31 protein-coding genes are annotated in these 24,615 nt (G+C 21.1%); 16 read left to right on the top strand and 15 right to left on the bottom strand.

What is annotated here, in order from left to right:
• Positions 1 to 46 precede the first annotated feature (46 nt).
• Positions 47 to 1,207 (top strand): Mbov_0401 family ICE element transposase-like protein, encoded by a 1,161-nt coding sequence (locus tag AACL24_RS09740; protein ID WP_339046499.1) that lies wholly within the window; start codon positions 47 to 49, stop codon positions 1,205 to 1,207.
• Positions 1,208 to 1,475: 268 nt separating this feature from the next.
• Here the strand turns inward: AACL24_RS09740 and AACL24_RS09735 are convergent, their stop codons facing one another.
• Positions 1,476 to 2,171, bottom strand: a complete 696-nt coding sequence (locus AACL24_RS09735) for a hypothetical protein (RefSeq protein WP_339046497.1) — start codon at positions 2,169 to 2,171, stop codon at positions 1,476 to 1,478.
• A 375-nt stretch (positions 2,172 to 2,546) separates the two neighbouring features.
• On the bottom strand, positions 2,547 to 3,689 hold the full coding sequence (locus AACL24_RS09730; protein WP_339046495.1) for an Mbov_0401 family ICE element transposase-like protein: 1,143 nt from the start codon (positions 3,687 to 3,689) through the stop codon (positions 2,547 to 2,549).
• 122 nt (positions 3,690 to 3,811) lie between these two features.
• Between AACL24_RS09730 and AACL24_RS09725 the strand changes: the two genes are divergently transcribed.
• The 3 genes from AACL24_RS09725 (at position 3,812) to AACL24_RS09715 (ending at position 5,238) form a co-directional block, all read left to right on the top strand.
• Positions 3,812 to 4,195 (top strand): hypothetical protein, encoded by a 384-nt coding sequence (locus tag AACL24_RS09725; RefSeq protein ID WP_339046493.1) that lies wholly within the window; start codon positions 3,812 to 3,814, stop codon positions 4,193 to 4,195.
• A gap of 149 nt (positions 4,196 to 4,344) precedes the next feature.
• Positions 4,345 to 4,881: a hypothetical protein gene (locus AACL24_RS09720; protein ID WP_339046491.1), complete on the top strand. Its 537-nt coding sequence runs from the start codon at positions 4,345 to 4,347 to the stop codon at positions 4,879 to 4,881.
• Positions 4,882 to 4,893: 12 nt separating this feature from the next.
• Positions 4,894 to 5,238, top strand: a complete 345-nt coding sequence (locus AACL24_RS09715; RefSeq protein WP_339046489.1) for a hypothetical protein — start codon at positions 4,894 to 4,896, stop codon at positions 5,236 to 5,238.
• Between the two features lie 187 nt (positions 5,239 to 5,425).
• On the opposite strand, the gene AACL24_RS09710 is transcribed toward AACL24_RS09715, so the two are convergent.
• On the bottom strand, positions 5,426 to 5,833 hold the full coding sequence (locus AACL24_RS09710; protein ID WP_339045908.1) for a transposase family protein: 408 nt from the start codon (positions 5,831 to 5,833) through the stop codon (positions 5,426 to 5,428).
• 23 nt (positions 5,834 to 5,856) lie between these two features.
• Positions 5,857 to 6,279 carry a transposase family protein gene (locus AACL24_RS09705; RefSeq protein WP_339045912.1) on the bottom strand — a complete coding sequence of 141 codons (423 nt, stop codon included), beginning with the start codon at positions 6,277 to 6,279 and terminating at the stop codon, positions 5,857 to 5,859.
• A gap of 96 nt (positions 6,280 to 6,375) precedes the next feature.
• On the opposite strand from AACL24_RS09705, the gene AACL24_RS09700 reads away from it, so the two are divergent.
• From AACL24_RS09700 to AACL24_RS09650, 11 genes are all read left to right on the top strand, one after another.
• The gene (locus AACL24_RS09700; protein ID WP_339046487.1) at positions 6,376 to 7,374 is read left to right on the top strand and encodes a hypothetical protein; all 999 of its coding nucleotides are present in this window, start codon (positions 6,376 to 6,378) and stop codon (positions 7,372 to 7,374) included.
• 2 nt (positions 7,375 to 7,376) lie between these two features.
• Positions 7,377 to 7,664, top strand: coding sequence for a hypothetical protein (locus AACL24_RS09695; protein ID WP_339046485.1), 288 nt, complete (start codon positions 7,377 to 7,379; stop codon positions 7,662 to 7,664).
• Positions 7,633 to 8,403, top strand: coding sequence for a hypothetical protein (locus AACL24_RS09690; protein WP_339046483.1), 771 nt, complete (start codon positions 7,633 to 7,635; stop codon positions 8,401 to 8,403). The genes AACL24_RS09695 and AACL24_RS09690 overlap by 32 nt, the downstream gene beginning before the upstream one ends.
• Positions 8,403 to 9,308 (top strand): hypothetical protein, encoded by a 906-nt coding sequence (locus AACL24_RS09685; RefSeq protein WP_339046481.1) that lies wholly within the window; start codon positions 8,403 to 8,405, stop codon positions 9,306 to 9,308. The genes AACL24_RS09690 and AACL24_RS09685 overlap by 1 nt, the downstream gene beginning before the upstream one ends.
• The gene (locus tag AACL24_RS09680) at positions 9,309 to 9,827 is read left to right on the top strand and encodes a hypothetical protein (protein WP_339046126.1); all 519 of its coding nucleotides are present in this window, start codon (positions 9,309 to 9,311) and stop codon (positions 9,825 to 9,827) included.
• 3 nt (positions 9,828 to 9,830) lie between these two features.
• Positions 9,831 to 10,181, top strand: coding sequence for a hypothetical protein (locus AACL24_RS09675; protein WP_339046124.1), 351 nt, complete (start codon positions 9,831 to 9,833; stop codon positions 10,179 to 10,181).
• Positions 10,182 to 10,224: 43 nt separating this feature from the next.
• Positions 10,225 to 10,659, top strand: coding sequence for a hypothetical protein (locus AACL24_RS09670; RefSeq protein ID WP_339046479.1), 435 nt, complete (start codon positions 10,225 to 10,227; stop codon positions 10,657 to 10,659).
• A 121-nt stretch (positions 10,660 to 10,780) separates the two neighbouring features.
• Positions 10,781 to 11,587: a hypothetical protein gene (locus tag AACL24_RS09665; protein WP_339046477.1), complete on the top strand. Its 807-nt coding sequence runs from the start codon at positions 10,781 to 10,783 to the stop codon at positions 11,585 to 11,587.
• Between the two features lie 4 nt (positions 11,588 to 11,591).
• Positions 11,592 to 13,046 (top strand): hypothetical protein, encoded by a 1,455-nt coding sequence (locus tag AACL24_RS09660; RefSeq protein ID WP_339046475.1) that lies wholly within the window; start codon positions 11,592 to 11,594, stop codon positions 13,044 to 13,046.
• Complete coding sequence (locus AACL24_RS09655; protein ID WP_339046473.1) at positions 13,040 to 14,395, top strand: hypothetical protein; 1,356 nt, start codon at positions 13,040 to 13,042, stop codon at positions 14,393 to 14,395. Before AACL24_RS09660 ends, AACL24_RS09655 begins: the two co-directional genes overlap by 7 nt.
• Positions 14,322 to 16,820 carry a hypothetical protein gene (locus AACL24_RS09650; protein ID WP_339046471.1) on the top strand — a complete coding sequence of 833 codons (2,499 nt, stop codon included), beginning with the start codon at positions 14,322 to 14,324 and terminating at the stop codon, positions 16,818 to 16,820. The genes AACL24_RS09655 and AACL24_RS09650 overlap by 74 nt, the downstream gene beginning before the upstream one ends.
• 201 nt (positions 16,821 to 17,021) lie before the next feature.
• Here the strand turns inward: AACL24_RS09650 and AACL24_RS09645 are convergent, their stop codons facing one another.
• The 4 genes from AACL24_RS09645 to AACL24_RS09630 form a co-directional block, all read right to left on the bottom strand.
• On the bottom strand, positions 17,022 to 17,429 hold the full coding sequence (locus tag AACL24_RS09645) for a transposase family protein (RefSeq protein WP_339045908.1): 408 nt from the start codon (positions 17,427 to 17,429) through the stop codon (positions 17,022 to 17,024).
• Positions 17,430 to 17,452: 23 nt separating this feature from the next.
• Positions 17,453 to 17,875, bottom strand: coding sequence for a transposase family protein (locus tag AACL24_RS09640; protein ID WP_339045912.1), 423 nt, complete (start codon positions 17,873 to 17,875; stop codon positions 17,453 to 17,455).
• Positions 17,876 to 17,958: 83 nt separating this feature from the next.
• A complete protein-coding gene (locus tag AACL24_RS09635) occupies positions 17,959 to 18,186 on the bottom strand; it encodes a transposase (protein ID WP_339046469.1) in 228 nt (75 codons plus the stop codon).
• 23 nt (positions 18,187 to 18,209) lie between these two features.
• On the bottom strand, positions 18,210 to 18,632 hold the full coding sequence (locus AACL24_RS09630) for a transposase family protein (protein ID WP_339045912.1): 423 nt from the start codon (positions 18,630 to 18,632) through the stop codon (positions 18,210 to 18,212).
• 509 nt (positions 18,633 to 19,141) lie between these two features.
• Here AACL24_RS09630 and AACL24_RS09625 point away from each other — a divergent pair.
• Positions 19,142 to 19,603, top strand: a complete 462-nt coding sequence (locus tag AACL24_RS09625; RefSeq protein WP_339046467.1) for a hypothetical protein — start codon at positions 19,142 to 19,144, stop codon at positions 19,601 to 19,603.
• Between the two features lie 146 nt (positions 19,604 to 19,749).
• Here AACL24_RS09625 and AACL24_RS09620 read toward each other — a convergent pair whose 3' ends face one another.
• The 7 genes from AACL24_RS09620 to AACL24_RS09590 all read right to left on the bottom strand — a co-directional run bounded on the left by AACL24_RS09620 (position 19,750) and on the right by AACL24_RS09590 (position 24,614).
• The gene (locus AACL24_RS09620; protein WP_339046465.1) at positions 19,750 to 22,164 is read right to left on the bottom strand and encodes a hypothetical protein; all 2,415 of its coding nucleotides are present in this window, start codon (positions 22,162 to 22,164) and stop codon (positions 19,750 to 19,752) included.
• Positions 22,165 to 22,359: 195 nt separating this feature from the next.
• Entirely contained in the window at positions 22,360 to 22,551 is a 192-nt protein-coding gene (locus AACL24_RS09615) for a hypothetical protein (RefSeq protein WP_339046463.1), read from the bottom strand.
• Positions 22,551 to 22,784: a hypothetical protein gene (locus AACL24_RS09610; RefSeq protein ID WP_339046461.1), complete on the bottom strand. Its 234-nt coding sequence runs from the start codon at positions 22,782 to 22,784 to the stop codon at positions 22,551 to 22,553. The genes AACL24_RS09615 and AACL24_RS09610 overlap by 1 nt, the downstream gene beginning before the upstream one ends.
• A complete protein-coding gene (locus tag AACL24_RS09605; protein ID WP_339046459.1) occupies positions 22,784 to 23,353 on the bottom strand; it encodes a hypothetical protein in 570 nt (189 codons plus the stop codon). The genes AACL24_RS09610 and AACL24_RS09605 overlap by 1 nt, the downstream gene beginning before the upstream one ends.
• 228 nt (positions 23,354 to 23,581) lie before the next feature.
• A complete protein-coding gene (locus AACL24_RS09600) occupies positions 23,582 to 24,304 on the bottom strand; it encodes an ERF family protein (RefSeq protein ID WP_339046457.1) in 723 nt (240 codons plus the stop codon).
• A gap of 14 nt (positions 24,305 to 24,318) precedes the next feature.
• Positions 24,319 to 24,489 (bottom strand): hypothetical protein, encoded by a 171-nt coding sequence (locus tag AACL24_RS09595; RefSeq protein ID WP_339046455.1) that lies wholly within the window; start codon positions 24,487 to 24,489, stop codon positions 24,319 to 24,321.
• 2 nt (positions 24,490 to 24,491) lie between these two features.
• A complete protein-coding gene (locus AACL24_RS09590; RefSeq protein WP_339046453.1) occupies positions 24,492 to 24,614 on the bottom strand; it encodes a hypothetical protein in 123 nt (40 codons plus the stop codon).
• Position 24,615: the final 1 nt, after the last annotated feature.

Raw genomic sequence — 24,615 nt, 5'->3', positions numbered from 1 at the left:
ACATATAAGTTAAAATTAAATTATTTAAAAGAAAGGAAAATTAAAAATGATAAAATTACCATTTCCTAATCATTTTGATTGAGACAAACACTATTTTAATCAAGATGAATTAAATTTACAACAAACAGAAGAATTATTTGCAAAAATAGATGATTATTTATGAAGTACATGTGATAAATCTGCATATAAATCATATAGATTTAGAAAAAGAAAATTAAAAACAAAAAAAGGTTTATTAAATTATAAACGACGTATTTGTACACATTATAACATAGAAAAACAAAAAACTGAATACGTATCTTTATTAGATAATTATCTTGGTGTTAAAAAATATAGTAAACTTGCACCTAATGTTATTAAACAAATTTTAAAATTTTTTGCTGATGGAAAAAAGTATCGTGATGTTTGTGATACTTTTATTGAAGATTTAATAGGTACTAGTACAGTTTGTAGAACATATAAAAAGTTTGAATTACCAAAAGCTAATATTCCTAAAATACCATTGCAACTAAATCAAACTCTATACATAAATATTGATGAGGGACATAGAAAATTTAAGTTTAATGAAAAACACAATACTAAAAATTGTAAAAAATGTTCTATGAGATTAATAGTATTTTGTACTGGTAAAAAGAAAAATGGAAAATTAATTAATAAAAGAGCTGTATGTAAAATAAGAGTATCAAAAACAGAAATTGGTGCAGAAAAAACAGCTAAATTAATTCAAACATATGGTAATTTATATTTTGAAAATTTTGACCAAGCAAATTTAGTAGTTTGTGGAGATAGTGCAAAATGAATTAGAAAAACTGCTACAATTTTAAATGCTAAATTTATTTTAGATAAATTCCATGCTTTTCATGTTTTATTTCTTGGTATAATGGCCGGAAGAAGAAAAAATAAAATTGCTAAATTACACTATCAAAATGCAATAAATTTATTTTCCAAAGGTCAATATTATGAATTAATTGATTTTTTACAATTACTAACTTTGCAATATAAAAAATTAAAAGTTGGTTATTTTATTAATGCAAAAGATGGCGTATTAAACCAAGCATTAGTTGAAAATATTGGTTGCTTTACTGAAACTAATATTAAACAAATTTTAAAGCATATGATTGGTGATAGAACCTATAATATTGATATGTATACAAAAATGGTTAATTTTAAATGCTATCAAATAAATACCGCCATCCAGTTATTATAAAATAAAAACTTAAATTTAAAAATAACTAAAAATAAAATAAAACTTATTAAAGTAACTATTAATAAGGATTTTTGAATTATAAAAGTAAGTATTATTGTTGACTAATATTTTACAAGTGTTAATATTAACATACAATTGCATATTGAAGTCAAAATTATTTTCGTCTAACTTTATAATTTTAAGACAAATTTGAATATTATTGACATCTTCGGTATGCTCCCAAATTTAGTAAACTATATCTATAATGACTAGAGTTACCCCAAACTGCTTACTTTTTAATTTTCTTTCTTCTTAATATTGCTATAACTACTGGAATAGCAATAATAACTAATAAAAAAGTACTACCAATAATTATAATATTTCAATTATTAATTAAAGTTGTTGTTTTTGGTTTTATTTCTGGTAAGGCAAAAGGGTTATTTTTATTTTTTTCATCATGTTTAACATTAGCATATAAATGAGTAATTAAATCGTGCTCATAAAACAATAATCAATAACGTAATTGACCTGGATTTAGTACATCAATTGCACAATCTATATTAGTGGTTTCTTGTAAATACTGATTAAAATCAATACCAGATTGACTATTAGCAAAATTAGTAAAACCAGAAAACTTAGTTGATAAAGGATTAATATTATAAATATTTAAATATTGTCTTGAAGAACTATCAACTTTATCATTTACTATTCTTTGTAATAAATAAATAGTATGATCTTCAGATTGATATGTTTTTAATGGTTGATTTGAAATAGGTGTTACCTTTTCTTCTTGTGGAACAAGATTATCATCAACACGCTGATATATTCATTTATCTTCACTAACATTAGCAGTAATAACAGCTTCTGATTTAATTTGACTAAAAGCAATCATTTGTAAATTATTATTTTTTTCTTCATTAATAAAATATTGATGAATTAATGAAGATTTATCTTCTTTTTCATTAATAAATTGAATGTCTGGCATAGAACTATTAATAGTAAGTGTTTCTTGTCTTAAAACGGTACTACCATCACTATCATTTCATTTAACATTATATATAGTGGGTTTATTTTTAGTATAATCTTGGTTTAAAATAGCATAGTCAAAAGTTTTATTACTATTAGTTTTAACAATTTTTTTTATTTCTCTGTTTTCATTATTAATAGAAATTTGGGTGAGTAAAGTTAATAGTTATAATTTAATTTTCTTTAAATAAAAGACAACTTTAAATTATTAATTGTTGGTTACATTATATACCTTTTTATATTTATAATCAAGTGTTTTAAGTTATTATTTTACAATTATCTAAACTAAAAATTCCTAACTATTTAGGTTTAGATTTATTAATTTTTTAAAATATTAAAGTAAAAGATTTAATTTATTAATTCTTGCTGAATTAATAATAAGCATATTATCAAGAACTTTATCATTAAAAATTTTAGCACCATATCCTTTTAAAGATTTAACTAAATGTGATACATCACTTTCAGCACAAACTCCTTGATTTCAATTTTCTTTTTGATTTATAACACCATCTTTATTATTTTTAAAATATTTATATACTTCTTCATTTACATTATTTTCTTTTAAAAAATCTAATAATTTATAATATTCACCATTAACAAATAATTCATATGCATTAGTTAATTTTTTATTATCTACTTTTCTATTAATAATAAATCCTTTTTTAAGTGCTTTAAATGCATGATGTCTATCAATTACATAAGGAATATTTTCTTTTTTAGCAGTAGTTTTAATTCAAGGTGCACCATCACCAATAAATATTAAACTACTTTTACTATAAATATATTGTAAATCAAGAAATTCATAAATTTTATCAATTAATTCTTGTCTTTTAATTCTTTGACCATTTTTAGTTTTCATATAAGTAATTTTTTTATCTTTTAAAACATTTCTACTTTTAGTTGATTTATCTAAATCTTTACCCTTATTTGCACTAATAGTACGAATACGATTTTTTTGTTTTTTGTTATTAAATAATGAAGAAATAAAACAATCATCCATATTTATAAATAATTTTTCATTTGGTAATACTACTTTTTTCTCTTTTATTTTTTCAACTTCAATTATTGCATTTTTCATTACATTAGTCATATATGTTTTAGAAAAATTAGTATTTTTTATTATATCTTGTACATCAGATTGTCTTTTACCATTACCTGAATTTTTTATTATTGTATGTTCTAAACTTGTAAGTGTTCTTTTTCTTTTTTTAATTTTTATATAATTATCTAAAGGATAATAATATTTATTAGTTTCTAATATTAAATAACCTCTACGATAAAAATTATTTATTTTACCATATTGAGTATTTGGATTTCTTTTTGCAGTTTTAACATATTTATATTTAGTTTTATCATATATATTTTGATATCAAAAATCATCATATGCTTTTAATAGATTTGTAAAATAATTTAAACCATTATTTTTAATTTGATTATCAAGTTCATCATAATTAAGTTCATTATTAAGAAAATTCATAATATTATTTCCTTTCTTAATTTATGATTTTCATTATAGTAATTTTAGAAAAAAAGTTTGGAAATATGATAATTGTAAAATGATATAATTAAATATATATGTTTTAAAATAAGGTGATTAATATGCCAGCAAAAAGAAAAGAATTAGGAAATTATAAAGAAAAAATAAATGAATATTTTAGAGATAATAAAAATGTTCCAACTAGAATGACAAAAACTGGTTTAAATTTAGCATTAGGAATTGATAGAAAATATATATTTGATTGCCGACGCTACCAGACAAAATGACAACAAAAATTTTTAAAAGATTATGATAAAGCATGTCAAAAAATTGCTAATTATTTATTAAGAAGTACTATGCAAGACCCAAAGTATCAATGAGAATATTTAAGAAAATGTCATCCAGAAGAATTTGATGATTTACAAGAAAATTATCAAGATAATACCACTAAAAATAATATAATTATTAATATTTGTGAACCAAGAAAAATTGAAAATGATGATTAAAGGTCTATATTATATATAGATTTTTTCTTTATTTTAAAGGGAAAAAATGATACAATATATTAAAGTGAATATGTTAAATTAACATATATAAAAGTGACCTATTAACCAAGTGAATTATTAAAATTTTATTAACAAGGGAGATTAAAAGTATGAGTGATTTTACTTTTGATGAAAAAGAGAATTATAGTTTAGATGATGTTAAAAATTTACTAAAACAACATAGAAATGTAGTATATGCTGAAAGTAAAAAAGATATTGAACCTAAATTAACTAAATTAAGTGAATATGAAATAAAAATAAAAGAATATGAAAATAAAATTAATAGTTTTGAAGAGCAACAATTATTTTCTAATATTAAAGATACAAAAAAAGTAAATTTAATTAAAAATTTAATGAGTACTGATAATTATAAATCTTTATCTAAACAAGAAGCATTTAATAAAATAAATGAAGATTATAAAGAATTTCTTATTGATAAAACAGAACCTATTAAATCAGAAAATAAACTTAATTCAAATGATTTTAATCCTAAAACTCTTTTAGATTTACATACAAATAGTATTAATCCAGAAGAATTAGAAAGAAAATTAAATGAAAAAGCAAAAACTACAGGTATTACTGACCCTAAAGAATTAGAAAAACTTGTAAATTTAGCAAGAGGAAATGCACTTCAATCTATTAAATAGAAAGAGGATAATATGGCAATTCCACAAATACCTAAAGCATTTATTATTGGTGGTAATTCTCCTACTGAAAATGCTGTTTTAAGTGTACTTGAAGCACAAGTTCGTGGTGAATTAACTGCTGAATTAAGTACTTTATTTATGAGAAATACTGTTACTGCTGACCAAATAGCAAATATTAGTGGTGTAGCAATGGCAATATATAGAGCAACTGTTCGTGTATTATGAGGTTCAACATGAGATGAATTTACTGGTACTAAAAGACAAAAAGGAACAGTTAAAACAACAACATTAATTATTGATAAAGAATTAACAATTGATTTTAATATTCCAGAATTTGATATTGGACATATTCCGTAATTAAATTTAATTAATTGTCAATAAAATTGTTTTAAAACTATTTAGTGTTATTGAATATAGAAATAAATATTTTTTGAAAAAATAGTTTAAAAAATGAGTTTACATTTTAAACAAAAAATTGTTAATAATATTTTTATATTAACTCGATAAAAATTTAAATTTTAAAAAAATATTTTTAATATTTTTTTTATTTTAATGGTTTTATTTTATTAAAAATTTCACAAAGTAAGTTAAATCTTAAGTACATAAGTCTAAATTTAGATTTTCTACATTTATTTACTAAAATTTTGAATCTTTTCAATCAAGCAAAGACATGTTCAACTTTAATTCTAATTTTAGATACAATCTTATTGTATTTTCTTTCTTGTTTAGTTAATTTTTTATTTTTAGTTCTTTTAATTGGTATTATTGTATTTTTATAAATATTTTGTATACCTTGATATCCTAAATCACCAATAATTATTGTTTTTTCTGAAAATTCAAGATTTGAATTTTTTAATATTTGAAAATCATGCACTTTACCATTATCAGCAAAAATATCAACAATTTTTTTATTAAAAAAATCATATACAATTTGAAATTTTATAGAATACATTCAACTTTTACCAGAAAAATATTCTAACTGTAGTTTTTTTTAGTTGGTCTTTCAATTTCAATCTCAGTTGAATCAATTAAATAAAATTGAAATTCATTTGAATTTTCTTGTTTTTTATCAATTTTTAATTTATATCTTTCTTTTAAAAATTGGTAATCTTTGTGGTTACTAAGTTTATTTTCTACTCAAGTAATATTTCGAAAACAACTTGATGGGCTCATTTTAGATTTAATACTCATTTGAAAAAAAGTATAATATTCTTTTCAGTATAATAAAGTCATCATTAATCTTTCTTCTACTGAAAGTTTATTTTTTCGACCTTTATTTTTTTCTAATTTTTCTATTTCAATTAATTTTTCTAACATTTCATTAAAATGAAAACGTTTTATACCAAAATATCTATAAAATTCTTCATTTTTTAATTTTTTTAAATTTTCAAAAATCATTTTTATCAACACTTTTCTAAATTTATTGTTAATAACAAAATTATAAAATAAATTTTAAAATTATTAATTGACTTTTAAAAAATTTAATTACGGAATATGTCTATTGAAAGATTTATGACTTCACCAGCAAATGTAGCAACACAAATTGTTTCAAATTGAACAAGTTCATTTATGAGAAATTTAAGAGAAAACTTTGAATTAATATTTTTACAAGGTACAAAAGATTATGCAATTGCTAAATCATTAGTATTACCTTTAAATTTAAATAATATGACTAAAGAACAAGCATTAAATGCTTATTATATAATCGGAGAAAGAAATAATAAATTAATTAAAAAAGTAGATGATATTACAGTTGGTATTAATAAAGCAGATTTAACTGGTGCTTGTGGTATTGATAGTAGTTTTAATTTAGCAAAAGCATTTACATTATTAAATTATGGACAAATTGCTGCAAATACTTTAGCAACTGGTAAAAGATATACAAATCAAATTATGGGAATGGAATTTTATGAAAGTTTTTATTTAGAACAAGATTTTATTCATGATACTGTTTCTGGTATGCATTTAGAAAAAGATTATAAATTATTAGATTTATTTGGTGTAGTTTATAACAGATATATGTGAGGTATGCCTATTTCATTTACTAAAGTAAGAAATAAATTAGATAATGCTACAGATAATATTCGTATTATTGGTAAAGCATTATATTCATTACCAGCAGCAATAAGACCTAATTTAATGTATATAATTCAAGAAAAAATGCCTACAATAGATGAAATTAAAGAAGCAAGAGCAAAAAATTATAAAGTTGATGCAACTAATATTAATGCAAGTTATCAATCAACTGATTATGATAATATGAATATTTTAGATTTACAAGATGTAATTTATTATAAAAATTTAGGAAAAATTACTATGGCAGGAACTACTCCTACTAATGATGAATTAGAAACTGTAATATTAAATATTGGTAATAATGGTTATGAAAAAGGTAAAGTAACATTTAGTAATATTACATCAACAAGTGCTACTATTTCTGGCAATAATAAAGATTATTATGGAACAGTAAAATTAGAATTTACTAAAAAATAATTATGGAATTTATATATAAATATTTTGATGAAAAAGCACATATTACTATTTATTCACCTAAACCAGAAGATTTAACTAGTAGTAATGATATAAGAGCAATTTTATTAGATGAATATCCTAAATTAAGAAATGATTATTTTATAGTAAGTGATGTACATGATAATTATGCTATATGTGTTGGAGATAATATTCATTGTGAAGGTAAAGTAATTATTAAAATAGAAAAACAAACTAATTTATTAAAAGGAGTAAATGAAAATGCCAAATGACATTACTATACAATCAAATAATTATACTTTATTAAAGATAATTCGTTCTTCAATTAGTCCATTATCAGCAATGATTGGTACAAGTGCTTATTATGGTCAAGTAATTGCAAATCCAGTATTAGGTTCAATCAATAGTTTATTATTTGGTAAAAAATTAGGTTTAGATATTTGAAATTTAAATCAAAGACCAAATACTAAAACTAAATTAATTAATAGTTCTAAAAAAATATTATTAGGTTTAGGAACAATTGGATTATCAAATTATAGCAAATTTACTAATTCTTCAATTAATCCAAATCCATTTCCAGATTTATTATTAAAAAATAATAAATTAATGGATTGAGATACATATATTAGTTTAAATGCTTATGGTATTTCAAATCTTATTAGTGGATTAACTGAATTAATCCCAAATAGATTTGAAACTATACGTAAAATAGCAAATATGGGTACTGGTGGATGTTTGATTAGTAGTGGTGTTGCTATGGGTATTAATAATGATTTTAATAATGCTTATGCAATTCCAACAATAGTTGCTGGTGCATCTGAAATAATTCATAATTTATTACCTATGGAAACTACTAATCATGTTGAAGAAATGCAAGAAACACCATTTAATAACGAAACTTCAAGATTAATTAATGATAATAGATTCACAATTAATAGTGAAACAACTAGTCAATATGGTAGTGATAATATGAGTGAAGTAATATTAGATAATGCTTCATTAAATTGAGATTATAACCATATGAGCTTATAATGTTACCTTTAATTATTAGAATTATTTATTCTGCATTAGAAACTAATGATATAAGAACTGCAATTATTAGTTTATTAAAATTATATAGTAAAAATCAAAGTTTAAAATCAATTTTAGATAGTGAAAATGTTAGTAATGAAGAACTTGACCAACCATATTCAACTTTTAATCCAAATATTATTAAAAAACTTATTTCAATTTTAAAACCTAGTCAATTAACTGAATTAAAAACTCAATTAGATAAATTAATATTTAAACCTATAAAAAAAGTTAATAATTTGTTTAAAGAAGATAAAAAAGATATTAATGATAAAGATATTAAACAACACAATAATAAAGATTATAAAGGATGAGTAATATTATCAAGTTCTTGATTTAAAAAAGGTTTATTTTATAAATCAAATAAATCATTAAAAGTAGGAATATTACAGGGTTTATTTCAAAGTGATACAAGTAAAAATAAACGTTGATATGGTCCTTATACTTATCCAAATGTACCAGAAGAAACTTGAAATTTAATGAAAGTTCAAAAAGGTAAAAATGGTTCTGGTGCTGGAACAATATTTTGAAGATATTTTTTAAGAGGGTTTTTACCAAGTCAAATACGTTTATATGTAAAGAAACAACTTAAAGAACAGAAAGGTATTAGTAAAGGTAAACAACGTTATAACATTATTAAATCAATTAATATTAATGTTTTAAAAACAACTGCATTTATTAATAGATTAGAACGTGGATTTTTTAAACTTAAAGATTTTAAAACTTTACCAAAAACTGAATTAGGTAGTAGAGCATGAAGAGTAGAAAGAAAAGAATATTTAACTTTTCATAAAACTAATAATTTAAATAAAAATATTGGTATTTCAATTTATAAAAATAAAAGTAAATATAAAACATGAAAGTAGGTGGTAATTATTATTGAATTAGATAAACCAATTAAACCAATTGGTATATGAAATACTATTAATCCTATAAGTAAAGATAATAAAGAATATAAAAGATTAAATAAGATTTGATTTAATAAAAATAGTACTCATATTGATAAAATTAAAATTTTAATATCAAATATTTTAAAAATAACTAGTCATATTATTGGTATATTAATAACATTATTTTTTACTAGTACACCTTGATTAATACCTAAAATACCAATAGAAATGGGAATAGGAAATTATACTAATCAATATAATTTTACTTGACCTGACCATTTAATATTAACTTTATTTCCTATGTTTGGTCATATTGGATTAAATCTTATTACTAAATTAGGTAATTATGGAAAATTAATTAAATATATATTAATAACTATACCAATTATTATTACAAGTCCTTATTTAATATATCAATATAAAGAAATTAAAAAACATAAAAAAGAATGTCATTTATGTAAACAACATTCAAATAAAATACAATTGGAGGAATAAAAAATGAATTTTTCAATAGAATTAATATCAGCAGTAATAGGAGGAGCAGTTGCTAGTGGAATATGTATTACTTTAGCATTTCTATTATTTGGAAAATCAATTAAAAAATCAAAGAAAAATAAATTAGCAAAAGAATTAAAAAGAGATAAAGAAATTGAATTTATTAAATCAAATATTAAACAAATAAATTCTCAATTACAATTAGAAACTACATCAATTGCTAAATCTTTAGATAGTTTTAATAATGATAATGAAAAAGATGAAGTATTTAAAAATACTATTATTAGTCAAAGAGCTTCTAAAAAAGAATTATCAGAAAAAGATAAGAAAAAAGCAACTAAAGTTGGAATTTAAAGGGTTTAAATACCCTTTATTTTACATTAAGGAGTAAATTATTATGGCTATTAAAGACCCAATTTTATTTATAACAGTTGAAGAATTTAAAAATTCTAAATATTTTAATGATTTATTATTTGATAAAGTTACTACTCCAGATAATGAAATTTGATTTGCAATATCTGTAGCAAGTAGTAATATTAATTATTTAAGTGGTTTTACTATTTCAAAAAAATGACCAGAAATAACACCAACTGATTTTACAGATAATATTCAAACAGCAACTACTCATTATGTTAGATTTTTATTAACTAAAGATGTAGATTATTTACGTGGTCAAGGTTCAATTAGTCAAGGTGGATTAACTTATAGTGAAACTAATCCAGATGACCCTTATTTTATACCACCCGAAGTATTTAATTGTTTAAGAAAAATTAAAGAATATCCAAATATTAAAGGTTTTAATTTAAAAGGTATAGAATCACAAAAAAAATAATTGATTTAATAAATTTATTTCAAATTGTGGTGAAGATAGTCCATTAAATGCATATATACCTTATAATAATATAAAATCATTAGATTCTAGAACTAAAATTACTATTACTCATCCACAAAATATGTTAAGACCAATAGTTAATATTGATACTAGTGGAATTAAAACAGATATTGATAATTCATTATGAGAAGTTATTGAAGATAATTCTAATTTTATTAAACCAAAAGATGATAAAGGTATTGATGCTAATAGTAAAAGAATAATTGATGTTGGTACACCTACATTTTTAACAGATGCTACAACTAAAGAATATGTTGATAATAAAATACCTAATTTAACTGATTATTATAAAAAAGAAGAAACTGATAATAAATTGTTATTAAAACAAGATAAATTAATTGCTGGTGATAATATTAAAATTGAAAATAATGTTATTAGTGCTAAGGGTAGTAGTGTTGAATCATTATGAGAAATAGACCCTAATTCGCCTAATATTATTCAACCTAAAGAAAAAAGATTAATTACTTCTAATAATAAAAGAATTATTTATATAGCAGACCCTGAACAACCACAAGATGCTGTAAACAAAAGATATGTTGATAATAAAATACAACCAAGTCCAAGTATTCCACAATGAAAAGAAGTAGGAACAAAAGTTAATATAAATCATATTAGATATAATTTTATAACTAATAAAAAGTATAAAATTTATTATAATTTTGAAAGTCAATCAAGCATTAAAAAATTTGCTTTTATTTGTAAAGAATTTTTATACGGTGAGTTAAATACTGATGTTCAAACTTTGGATTGAGATAAAGTTAATGATAGAATAATGGTTTCTTTACAAATGCAAAATGATACAATTGCTATTGTTAGTGACCCTGTAAGATATGGTCAACTTTTAAAATTAGAAGAATTACAGGAATAATATTATGAATAAAGAATTTACTTATTTACATGAAATTAGTTATTGATTATTAAATAAAAGTGATTTTACTCATAGTGAATATAATTTAAGTGGAAGTAGATATTCAAGTAAAACATATAGTATTGCTGAAGAATTAGCAATATTAATAGCAATTTCAATTAAAGTTAATAAATCAATTGCTATATATTGTTTTAGAAAACTTAATAAAGATATTAATGATTTATTTAAAGAAATATATAATGCTTTAATAATAATTAGTTTTAATGATTATAAAGATTTTACTTTAAAATATCCAAATAAACAAGCAGATTTTAGATTTAAAGGTAGTAAATCATTTATTAGAGTTATGGGTGTATATAGTAATTCAAATGATAGAATACCTTTAAAAGGTCTTTCTCGTAGTGAAATAAAAGGATTTGATTTAGCAATTGAATGATGTGAAGAAGCAAATGAATTTAGTCAACAAGAATTTCAAGCAATTACATTTGCATTAGGTAATGCTAAAAAAAGAATAAAAATTAAAAGTTGTAATCCAGATAATATTTATCAATATTTTATTGAATATATGAATAATATTGTACCTTTTAACTTAGAAATTATGAAATCTAATAATGAACAAATTAAATCAGTATTTGATAATAATATATTTAAATTATTTCATTATTCAAATTGAAAAGTAAATAATCATAATTTGACATTAGATATGATTAATGATTTAGAAGAATTAAAAGTATTAGACCCTATTAAAGCACAAAGTTGATATTATGGTGTACCTAGTATTTTAACTGGTGCTATATTTGCAAGATATTTAGATAAAGTAGGAACTAAATTAGATTTTCAAGTACAAAGATTAACTGGTGGATTAGATATTGGTATGGCAACAAGTAGTAGTGGTCATCCAACTGCTGCTTCATTATGATTTATTGGTGAAAATGAAAATGGAAGAAGAGCGCATAAAGAAAGTGAATTTTATCATAGTAATGTTACTATGCAATATAAAGATACTGATACTTTAGCAAATGATATTATTAATTATTATTTAAATGAAAGTAAACGTTATATAGCAATGATATTTGGTTTTACTTGTTATGTTGATTATGGTAATGGTGGATTAGTATTTATTGATGTTTTAAAAAGTTGAGTTAAAAAACGTAATATAACATGATTAAAATTTATAGCAGTAGATAAATTAACTTTATATTTAAATGATAGAATTGATTTTACAACAATTTGTATGCTTAAAAATATTATTAGTTTTAATTGAGAAAAATGTCTAGAAACTAAAAGACAATATAGTTTAATGCAATGATTAGATAAAAAGAAATTAGATACTAATAATAATACTCCCAAAATGTTAGATTTACATGATGATACTTGAGATAGTGATATGTATGCTTTAATGCATGAAATGAAATGATTAATTAATAAAAATAAATTTAATGGTGATGAATTATGATAAATACAATGGAATATTTAAGTTGTGATAAATCAAATTGATATATTGATATACCTATGATTATTGCTCAAAAATCAACTAAATTATGATTAGGTAAAGGTTTTTTATTTAATTCAAGTAAAAAAGAAATATTAGATTATTTAAATGAAATGAATTTAAAAGATAAATGATTAGAAAAATTTTATAAATTTGGTTTACAAAATAGTTTAATGGGAAAAGTATTTATAATGATTATAGTAAATGAAGATAATAGTAAATCACTTAAAATATTACCTAATAGTTTTTGTGGTAGAGTTGCTAAATATAATGAACAAGAACAAGCAGCTGAATTTTATTTTATTAATGAACAAGCAGATTCAGCAACTTTAACTTGAGTAACAATTCAAAATGGAAAAGTTAAATATGAAACATATAAAGATAATAATAAAGATATTATTTTAGGTTCTACAAGAACTAAATTAAAACCAAATATTACTCCATTAAAAACTTATGAAATTAAAAATCCATTTAATTATATACCTATTTTTGAAATTACTAATTTACCAATTATAAATTTATATGGTAATGCTACAACTTTAAATGCATATCCAGATTGTACACCAGTATGAGATTTAATTTGAGATTTAAATCGTGTAATTAGACAAAAAAGATTAGAAAGAGAATTAAATGTTACTACTTTATTTGCATCATTAGATAATGAAACAGTTAAAGAAATACAAGAAAATGGCAATATTGTAGAAAATCCTAAAAAAGATATGTTTGTTAATGTTGGTAGTGCTGGTTATGATAAAAATGGTAATGGTGGTATGCAAATTATTCAAGATGACCCTAAATTTAATGAATATTGATTAGATTATAATGGTACTGCTAAAGTAATATTTAATGGTGCTGGATATGATTATGATGAACATGGTAATGATGTTTATACTAATAAAACAGAAAGTATGTTTAATAATAAATATGATATGGAGACAACAGAAATAAAAATAGCATTTTATAGTGCTTATTTTTATCGTATATTTGATTTATTACTTATTAGTGAAAATTTATGAAATGGTATTGGAGAAAGACCTTATAGTTTTAAATTTATTCCAATTGCTATGACTGACCAAATAATACAAGACCAAATTATTAATTCAAGATTAAATAATGGCACAATGACAGTCATTGAAGCAATTGGTGAATATGATAATATTGACCAACTTATGGCTGAAAATAAATTAGAAAATATTATTAATGAAAATCAAAAATTAAATAAAGATTTAGGAGGTAATAATAATGAGCAGACATCAACAAATACAATTAATGAAACACGCTCACATGAGATTAAAGATGCAACAAATATTGATTAAAAGACAAAGTCATTGAAAAATATTTCCATTTGTTATAAATAATGGTGCTATACCTTTAACTGAAACTGGTTATAAACCAATTAATAGTAAAATAAGTGATTTTGGACAATATGAATTAATATTAACTGGTAATACTCCAGTTGTATGTATTTGAAAAAATAGTACAAAAATATATCAAAAAAATAAAGGTATAACAGACCCAAATACTCATAAAACTACAGGTCAAGATGAATTTTATACAAAAGAATATAAAATTGGTGATTATTGAAATGCTTATTTAATTGATGATACAAGTGGTGTTGATTTTAGTAATTTACCAAATAATCAAATATTTAAAACAGTACAAACTAAAAGACAGTATACTTTAGTAATGTTTGAAGAACATATTACAATTGATGATTATTTACAATTTTTTGTTGTATTTAATGATGAAAATGAAAATATTGGTGGTAATTCTTGTAAAAATCAAGATAGACAATTATTATATATTTCAAATGTAACAAATTATTATAGTCCTTATAATGGTGCATTTAGTATACAAGTATTAACTTTTAGTAGTTTAAATGATAGAGTAATTAGTAGTGGTCAAAATACACTTGATTTTGTACAATATGCAAGTCCTGGTAGTGGTTATGCTTTTCCTACTATTCAACAAGGAAAAGTAACATTAAATCGTACTTTAATGTGTGATATAGGAGTAAGATATAGTCATAGACAAAGTTATGGATTAGAATTATTATCAAGTTGTTATTATTATGGAAGACCTATTATTCAAGGACAAAAACCAATACAACAAAATAATGAAGAAATATTTGAAAGTAAAGTATTTGCTTCAAGAAGATTATTTATTGCTGGTAATAATGAAAAATCTACAACTGATATTAAAAATAATGGTGGTTTACTTGCTGGTATAAATGATAAAATAACAACAAGTAGTCATCCAGAAACTACATTTTATAATATTATGGATGCAAAACCTACGGGATTTACTAATTTTAAAAATTTTACAGAATGATTAAAAACTTCATTAAATTTTCAAGATAATTTATTTGTAACAAAAGATTTTAAAGGTATGTTAGCATTTGATAAAGATAAAGCAAGATTAAGTAATGCTGAAGATATTGGTAATGCTAAATTCTTTTGAGATAGTGAATGAAATATTAATAATTTAACGGGTAATTATAATGTAGATATGAGTAGTAATTTTAAATATAAAGACCCAGATACTCATTTAATTATAGGAAGTCCAACTGTTGATTATAGTAAAATATCACAAAAATATATGTCTGCAATATTAAATTTTAATTCAGTTGTATTTAGTCCATTAATACAAATGCCTTATGATAGTAATCAATGATTACCATTTGCATTAAGTGATATACCTTTAATTGGTAAATTATTAAATGCTTTAACATTAGGTATTTGAAGTAGTTGAGTTATTACTCAAAATGTTCAACAATATAAAAAAATGTTATATTTTAATGGTTTTATGAGTGCATTTTTTACAAGTAATTTAGAAAATATTATTGGTAATGGTGGTTTAATTCCTTTAAATGCTTTTACAAATGATAATGATTTTACTATTGGTAAATTATTAGGTGCAAATGTTTCAACAACTGCTATGACAATGAAATTAAGTGATAGAGTAAGTGTTTATCCATGAGACCCTACTAGTGGTAAGAAATTAACTACTAAAGAACAAATAAGTACAATTGATTTATCACAAAAGAAAAATAATAAAGTTTATATTTTAGCAGAAGATACTGAATTTTTAGATATAGCAAGTCCTTTTACAAATGAAGATAAAAATTGTCAATGAAATCCTACTGCAAATGGTGTAATTGATGGTTCAAATTATGCTTATATTATTGATACAATTGTTACACAAAGTTTACATCAAGGTGAAGAAAGACATACATTTTATAGTGATAATCCTTTTACTTATCAAGGTGATTATAATGAAATAGCAGTTGCTCAATTTCGTTATAATAATATGGGTTATTTAACTGGTAATGCTTTTTATTGAACAACATTATATAAATTAAATCATGATGAATATGAAGAAAGTGAAGAAACTACATTTAGTTATCCTGCAAAAATATTACCACCAAGTCCACAAAATATAGCAAAAAATATAACAATTTTAAGTTCAAAAGAAGTATCTGCAAAATATATTAATCAAAATGTAAATTTAATTAATTCTAAAATTACAAATAATTATTCTAATTGATATGGTAGTACTGAAATTGGTGATATAAATGAAAATGATTTAAAAGTTTATTCTATTGATTTAAAATCATTATTAGACCCTACATTATTAATCAATACTTTTAATGATTTAAAAAGATATTATAAATCAATAACTATTGAATATTATATAAATGCTGATTTAACTACTAATTTTCCTATACAAGGTTTTAATTAGGACATATTCCGTAATTAAATTTAATTAATTGTCAATAAAATTGTTTTAAAACTATTTAGTGTTATTGAATATAGAAATAAATATTTTTTAAAAAAATAGTTTAAAAAATGAGTTTACATTTTAAACAAAAAATTGTTAATAATATTTTTATATTAACTCGATAAAAATTTAAATTTTAAAAAAATATTTTTAATATTTTTTTTATTTTAATGGTTTTATTTTATTAAAAATTTCACAAAGTAAGTTAAATCTTAAGTACATAAGTCTAAATTTAGATTTTCTACATTTATTTACTAAAATTTTGAATCTTTTCAATCAAGCAAAGACATGTTCAACTTTAATTCTAATTTTAGATACAATCTTATTGTATTTTCTTTCTTGTTTAGTTAATTTTTTATTTTTAGTTCTTTTAATTGGTATTATTGTATTTTTATAAATATTTTGTATACCTTGATATCCTAAATCACCAATAATTATTGTTTTTTCTGAAAATTCAAGATTTGAATTTTTTAATATTTGAAAATCATGCACTTTACCATTATCAGCAAAAATATCAACAATTTTTTTATTAAAAAAATCATATACAATTTGAAATTTTATAGAATACATTCAACTTTTACCAGAAAAATATTCTAACTGTAGTTTTTTTTAGTTGGTCTTTCAATTTCAATCTCAGTTGAATCAATTAAATAAAATTGAAATTCATTTGAATTTTCTTGTTTTTTATCAATTTTTAATTTATATCTTTCTTTTAAAAATTGGTAATCTTTGTGGTTACTAAGTTTATTTTCTACTCAAGTAATATTTCGAAAACAACTTGATGGGCTCATTTTAGATTTAATACTCATTTGAAAAAAAGTATAATATTCTTTTCAGTATAATAAAGTCATCATTAATCTTTCTTCTACTGAAAGTTTATTTTTTCGACCTTTATTTTTTTCTAATTTTTCTATTTCAATTAATTTTTCTAACATTTCATTAAAATGAAAACGTTTTATACCAAAATATCTATAAAATTCTTCATTTTTTAATTTTTTTAAATTTTCAAAAATCATTTTTATCAACACTTTTCTAAATTTATTGTTAATAACAAAATTATAAAATAAATTTTAAAATTATTAATTGACTTTTAAAAAATTTAATTACGGAATATGTCTTTAGTTCTTTTAATTGGTATTATTGTATTTTTATAAATATTTTGTATACCTTGATATCCTAAATCACCAATAATTATTGTTTTTTCTGAAAATTCAAGATTTGAATTTTTTAATATTTGAAAATCATGCACTTTACCATTATCAGCAAAAATATCAACAATTTTTTTATTAAAAAAATCATATACAATTTGAAATTTTATAGAATACATTCAACTTTTACCAGAAAAATATTCTAACTGTAGTTTTTTTTAGTTGGTCTTTCAATTTCAATCTCAGTTGAATCAATTAAATAAAATTGAAATTCATTTGAATTTTCTTGTTTTTTATCAATTTTTAATTTATATCTTTCTTTTAAAAATTGGTAATCTTTGTGGTTACTAAGTTTATTTTCTACTCAAGTAATATTTCGAAAACAACTTGATGGGCTCATTTTAGATTTAATACTCATTTGAAAAAAAGTATAATATTCTTTTCAGTATAATAAAGTCATCATTAATCTTTCTTCTACTGAAAGTTTATTTTTTCGACCTTTATTTTTTTCTAATTTTTCTATTTCAATTAATTTTTCTAACATTTCATTAAAATGAAAACGTTTTATACCAAAATATCTATAAAATTCTTCATTTTTTAATTTTTTTAAATTTTCAAAAATCATTTTTATCAACACTTTTCTAAATTTATTGTTAATAACAAAATTATAAAATAAATTTTAAAATTATTAATTGACTTTTAAAAAATTTAATTACGGAATATGTCTATAATAGTTGAGAAAGTCCACGTGGCCGTGGTTATATTGCTTATGCTTATTCACAATCACAATGAACTTATGTATTTCAAAAAGCAAAATTTAAAATACAGTTTAATGGTCAAGGAACAAATTATAATAATGTATTAGATTATATTCCTTTATGTGGTATAAATTTTGATAATTCATCAAATAGTTTAATATGAAATATTGGTACTTCAACTTCTTATTTTGAGTTAGATTGTACACCAAATGAAATTGATAATAGAATTGGTAATATAAAAAATGGAAATAACAATTCTTTAATAATTAATAAAATTGTGTTAAATGCAAGATAAAAATTATTTTTTTGTTATAATTTCTTATGATAGATTAGATAAATTAGGTTATATTAATTATAATAAAAGGGGTATTTTCATATGAAACGTATTTTAAAGTTATTAAGTATTATTAAATTAACAACAATATCAGTGACAGTCACTACTGCTTGTGGCATTGAACAAGGTCTTCCACAAAATTTTACAGCAAAATTTGATAAAATTAGTAAATTTAATGTTATCATTATTAATATGTCAATTCCAGTAATGGATTTAAAACTTTATAAAAGTGATGTATTAGATAATGCCGGCTCTCTTAATGATTTTTATAATAAAGAAGGATATATAAAAATTGAAATTAGCGGAACAATGTTTAGTAAATTTTTAAATGTATATGGATTAAATATGAATAATACCAAAAGTGAAATAAAAGATAAATTAAATAATACTATTGTTTCAAATGGTAATATTACTATTGTTAAATATGCACCTTATGTTAATTTTTATTATCTTAATGATTTTTCTGGTAAAGTCTATCCAAATAACATTCCATCAAAATCTTAAAATAATGTATAATAAAAAGACTTACATAAGTAAGTATATGAAATAAAAAAGTTCTCAAACTTATATTAAGTTTTATATAATTAGCTTGGCACCTAATTAAAAAGTTACCTTATTGGTAACTTTTTTTACTTATATATTTAAATTTACTATAAACTTGTTATATTATTTGTAGAGAAATTTGTTTTATTATTAATTGCTAAATGTTGTTCATGATTAATAGATTTTGTAAATTCATTAGTTCATTTAGTTGAATTAGAAATAATATTTCTTTTTTTTCTATCATTAGAATTTGAAATTTGAGCTTCTGTATCATCATTATATAATCTAAAACCATTACCTACTTTCATTCAGCAATCCAAGCTAGCACCAGAACCTTGTCAATTTAAATATTGATATGTAATAAATTGTAAATAATAATTATTATTTTCTCGATATCAACTTAATCCTGCTCTTTGTCTGCTTTCATATCACATTGTATGTAACAAATTAGCTCCATTAACTTTTTGTAGTAACATTGGAAAATTTTCCTCTATATTATTATTTTGTATGTTTATCTCATCAAATTTTTTATTTTTAATTATATCATGAAAATTATTATTTCTACTACTCATAAAATATCTTAAATCATAATGATTTGATGGTCAATAGTTTTCCTTATTACCGTCAGAAACTCAACTACCTCATGCCGATTTTACTCCTCATTTATCAGAATAAACATCACCAATAAATTCCATTTTTTTGTAATTATTAACTGGATGAATACTTTTTAAATTTATAGTAAAAATTTCATTATGTTTAAGAGAATCTGTTAAAAACAATATTTGATGATGGTAAACTTCGTTTTCATGATTATAATTATAATATATTTTTAATTCTTTATTTAAATCACAACTTTCCATATTTGATAATTTTTCAGAACCTCATCCAATTAAATTTAAATGATAAATTTCACATTTATCATTTATTACATAAGCACTACCATTTCCATCTAAAATAATATCTTTTATTGGAAAATTTAAATTATCAAATCTACTTACATGTCCTTCAGGATAAATTAAATAAACACCATTATCTGTTCCTACATATATAGTCCCTTCTTTTAAATTACCACCTTGTGTCTTTTCATCTAAAACTTTTATAGCAGTTATTTTTCCTTGAATTTTATCAATTTGTGGTTTTAAATCACAAAATTTTTCATGTCAATAATTATTATTTATTATTTGTCTTGCTTGTCTTCTATTACAATTATCTAAATTTCGTTTAATAAAAAAAGATAATATAATTCTAATATTGCTATGTCCCAGAATATTTGTAAGTTGATTTATTGGCAAAATTAATATTCTTGATAAGAAATTTACAAAATGTTCATCGTCTCTTCTTCTTAAATAGCCAAATTCAGTCAATATGTTTCTTGCTTCTTGATTTGAATTTGGATTATGTCTTCTATCATTTGGAGTTGAAAGTAAATCTATTATAAGAGATTGAGTACGAGATTCTTCACTTCAATTAACTAATGTATTGTAAATAGGATTGCGATTATTACGTCCTAAAGTAATATATTCATTATTATTAACTAATTGTTGAATAATATGAGTATGAAGTGATCAAAATCTTAATGATTCTGCAGTAACTAAAATTACATCACCCAAAGATCTAGCTAAATTTCCTAAAGCACCTTCTATTAAAATTCCTTGCTCATTAAAATTATCATCCATACGATTTATCAATTGAAAAAAAGAACCTCAAATATTACTTCAGTAAATATTTTCATCGTTTTCACGTATCATATCCCTGTAATCTGGACTAATTCCATTTAACACTATATTATTTTGTATTCCTTCAATTCGTTCTAAAAGAGGAACCGAACCATCTCTAACAGCTTGTGGTTGCATATTCATATTGATATTTGTAAAATCAAAATGATAATAATAATTATTAACTATAAATCCTTGAAGATATAAATTATCTGTTCTTAAAACTAATTCTAAATTATTTTCAATACTTTGTGTATCTTGTTCTCATCGAATTGCAACTGGTAATCTAAAATAACCATAATTTGATTCAGGATTTAAAGCCAAAATAGTATTATCTTCACAAATAAAATCAGCATTAACTAATACATTTAGATCTCTAATTCTTCTTAATACTCCTCTATCAACTAATTCATTAATAATAGTTTGAAAACTAATTTGATATTCTCTTCGATTATTTTGATTAATAATTATTTTTTCATTTAATTTCAAAATTTCTTTAGATGGTCTTGGATTTGGTGTCACTTGTTTTTTAATTCTGTTTCTACTTTTTTGATGACGGTGTTTATGATGTTGATTATGTATAGTTAAATTGCTATTTCATAATGGTAAATTTAATAAAGATGTTTGATTATTTGATAAAGTTAATTCTTGATTTATTGATTCTAAACTACTAGTATTTTTGCTAGCTCAATCTTTAATATTTTGATTATCAATTGACTTAGCATATATACCTTGATTTTCAGAATTAAATAATGGTCCAGATAATAGTCATAATTTAAATCAATAAGTTGGATTAAAATATTTCATTATAAATATTTCCTTTCATTAATAAATATGTGTTAAAAACAAAAAAAGAAAAAACTACTCTAACTTCAACGAATTAGAAAGGCTCTTCTTTTTATTTTATCTATTTAAATAAAAATATTTTCATTAAGTTTTTAACAATTAAATTATACATATAAAAATTTTAAAGTGTGAAAATATAATTTTTTAAAATTTAATTTAATTATTTTTATAATATTCTTTTATTTCTTTTACTTTATTTTTAAATTGTTTTTTATGAAAATAACACATATTAAAAAATTGAACTACACTATCTTCTACATTTAAAGTTTTTAAAGTAACTAATACTTTACTATTACAATCTTTAACAATACATTTTAATAATACTTTTTCTTCTTTTTGTTTTTGCATTATTTAACTTCCTTATTATTTTTAATTATTTTATTAAAAATTTCATATTTATTTACTTCAAAAATAATATTTTTTTTCATACCTTCAAATATTTCAATATTTCATTTAACTTTTTTTAATTCATCAACATTTTTTTCCATTTTTTTATAATTTAAAATAGTAGGATTTTGAATAAATTTTTTCTTTTCTAAATAAATCAATTCTTCAATAACTTTTATTTTTTCTTTGCTCATTATTTATTCTCCTTATTTAAATAATATCAACCAATTAATAAACTATCTGCTTCATCATGATTTGATATTGTTATATTTCAATTATTTTCTTCTATTAAATTTTCACACGTAAATAAAGAAACATTTTTATCTCATTTATAATTTATACCATTTACAAATGTAATAGCAGAACAATATTTATCATTTTTTACATATCATTTTTTTCATTCACTTGGACTTATTAACATATTTTTTGTTAATAATTTATTAAATTGTCCAGCAATAAAACCTCTTAAATGTTCTTGAGTTTCATAACCAATACCATTTTTTGAATGAAAAGTACCACGTTCAATAATTAAATCTATATCTTCATCTCTTTTTCTCTGAAAAAATATTTCACCTTGAAAATCAATAAAATCTAATTTTTTATTGTTAAAACTAAAACTTCCCATTCATATTGGCTTTCATTTGTATACATATTCAATTTCATTATAATTAACTTCACATTCACTAATTCTTTTTGTTTTTTCTCATAAAGTAAATCCAGTATTTTTAATACTTGGGTCAATTGAAAGTAAATAATTATTCATAATTATTTCTCCTTAATTTAAACTTAGTTTTTTTAATATTTTCATTAATTGTTTATCTTTTTTTGCTACTTTAATTCCATGTTCAACTAATTTTTCATTATATTTAAATTGTTTTCTTTTATTCATTATTTTTTTTCCTTATTTTTATTTAAATTTATAACTAATATTTTTAAACAATTCATACATCAATATTGAGAAAATCAAATTCTTTTATTACAATATTTACATTTATTCATAATTTCTATACTCATTTTTATTATTATTTTTTACATTTTTAAATCTTTCACGAATTTCTTTAAATTTATCAAATAAAGTTTTTAAATAATTTTCACCCATTAATATTAAAAAATCTTTATTATTATTTGGATTTAATCTTTCCATATCTTCTCTTATACATTCATCAAATAAAACTGTATTTGTAATCATATATTTTTCAAAATAATCTAATTGTTTTTCACTTGGTTCTCATTTTTCATTAGATACTTTTATATTATTAACGTAATTATTTTGTGATTTATTATTTTGTATTAAATTAACATTATCATTATCTGGGTCAAGTTCATCTTCACTTAATAATAATAAATTCATTAAAAAATATCTATAAGCATAAGTTTCTGCACTACCTTTTGCTTTTGCTATATCTGTATTTTTAGCACAAGCTAATATATCAAAATATTTAATTTCTTTATCATTATCTAAATCTATAATTGTATATCTTTTAAAATAAGTTATTTCTATTTCTTTAGTATCTAAATAATTTATTTTTCTATCAGTTGTTAATATATCTTCATGTGTAATAACAATATTTAATTCTTTACATAATAATTTAAATTTATTAAAAATATCACTTAATAATCAATATTTATAATTTCCAAATTTATTAAAACCATTTTTAGGTGTACTACCAATTTCTAATTGTAATTTAAGTATTTTTTTATATAAATTATTCATTATAATCACTCTTTCTATTTATTTATTGCTTTTTTAATTAAACTTCTTATAAAACCATTAATTTTCATATTTTTTTCTTCACAAATTTCTTTTAATTTTTCATAATCTTTTTCAGTAAATCTTAAATGAACAATAATTTGTTTAATCATTAAATCTTCTGCTTTCTTTTTTGGGGCTGCTGCCATATTTATTCACTACTTTCTTTTTGTATAAATAATTGTTTAATTCTTTCGCCATATTTACCATTTTCAATATCTTGAAAAAATAATTGCATATCATTTTTTATTTCTTTAAAACTTTTATCTTTCATG

It is taken from the genome of Spiroplasma endosymbiont of Colias croceus (genome assembly GCF_964020095.1).
In the GTDB taxonomy this organism is placed as follows: Bacteria; Bacillota_I; Bacilli_A; order Mycoplasmatales; family VBWQ01; genus Spiroplasma_E.
The sequence above is the reverse complement of the archived record's forward strand: the minus strand, read 5'-3'. Positions and strand labels throughout refer to the sequence as shown.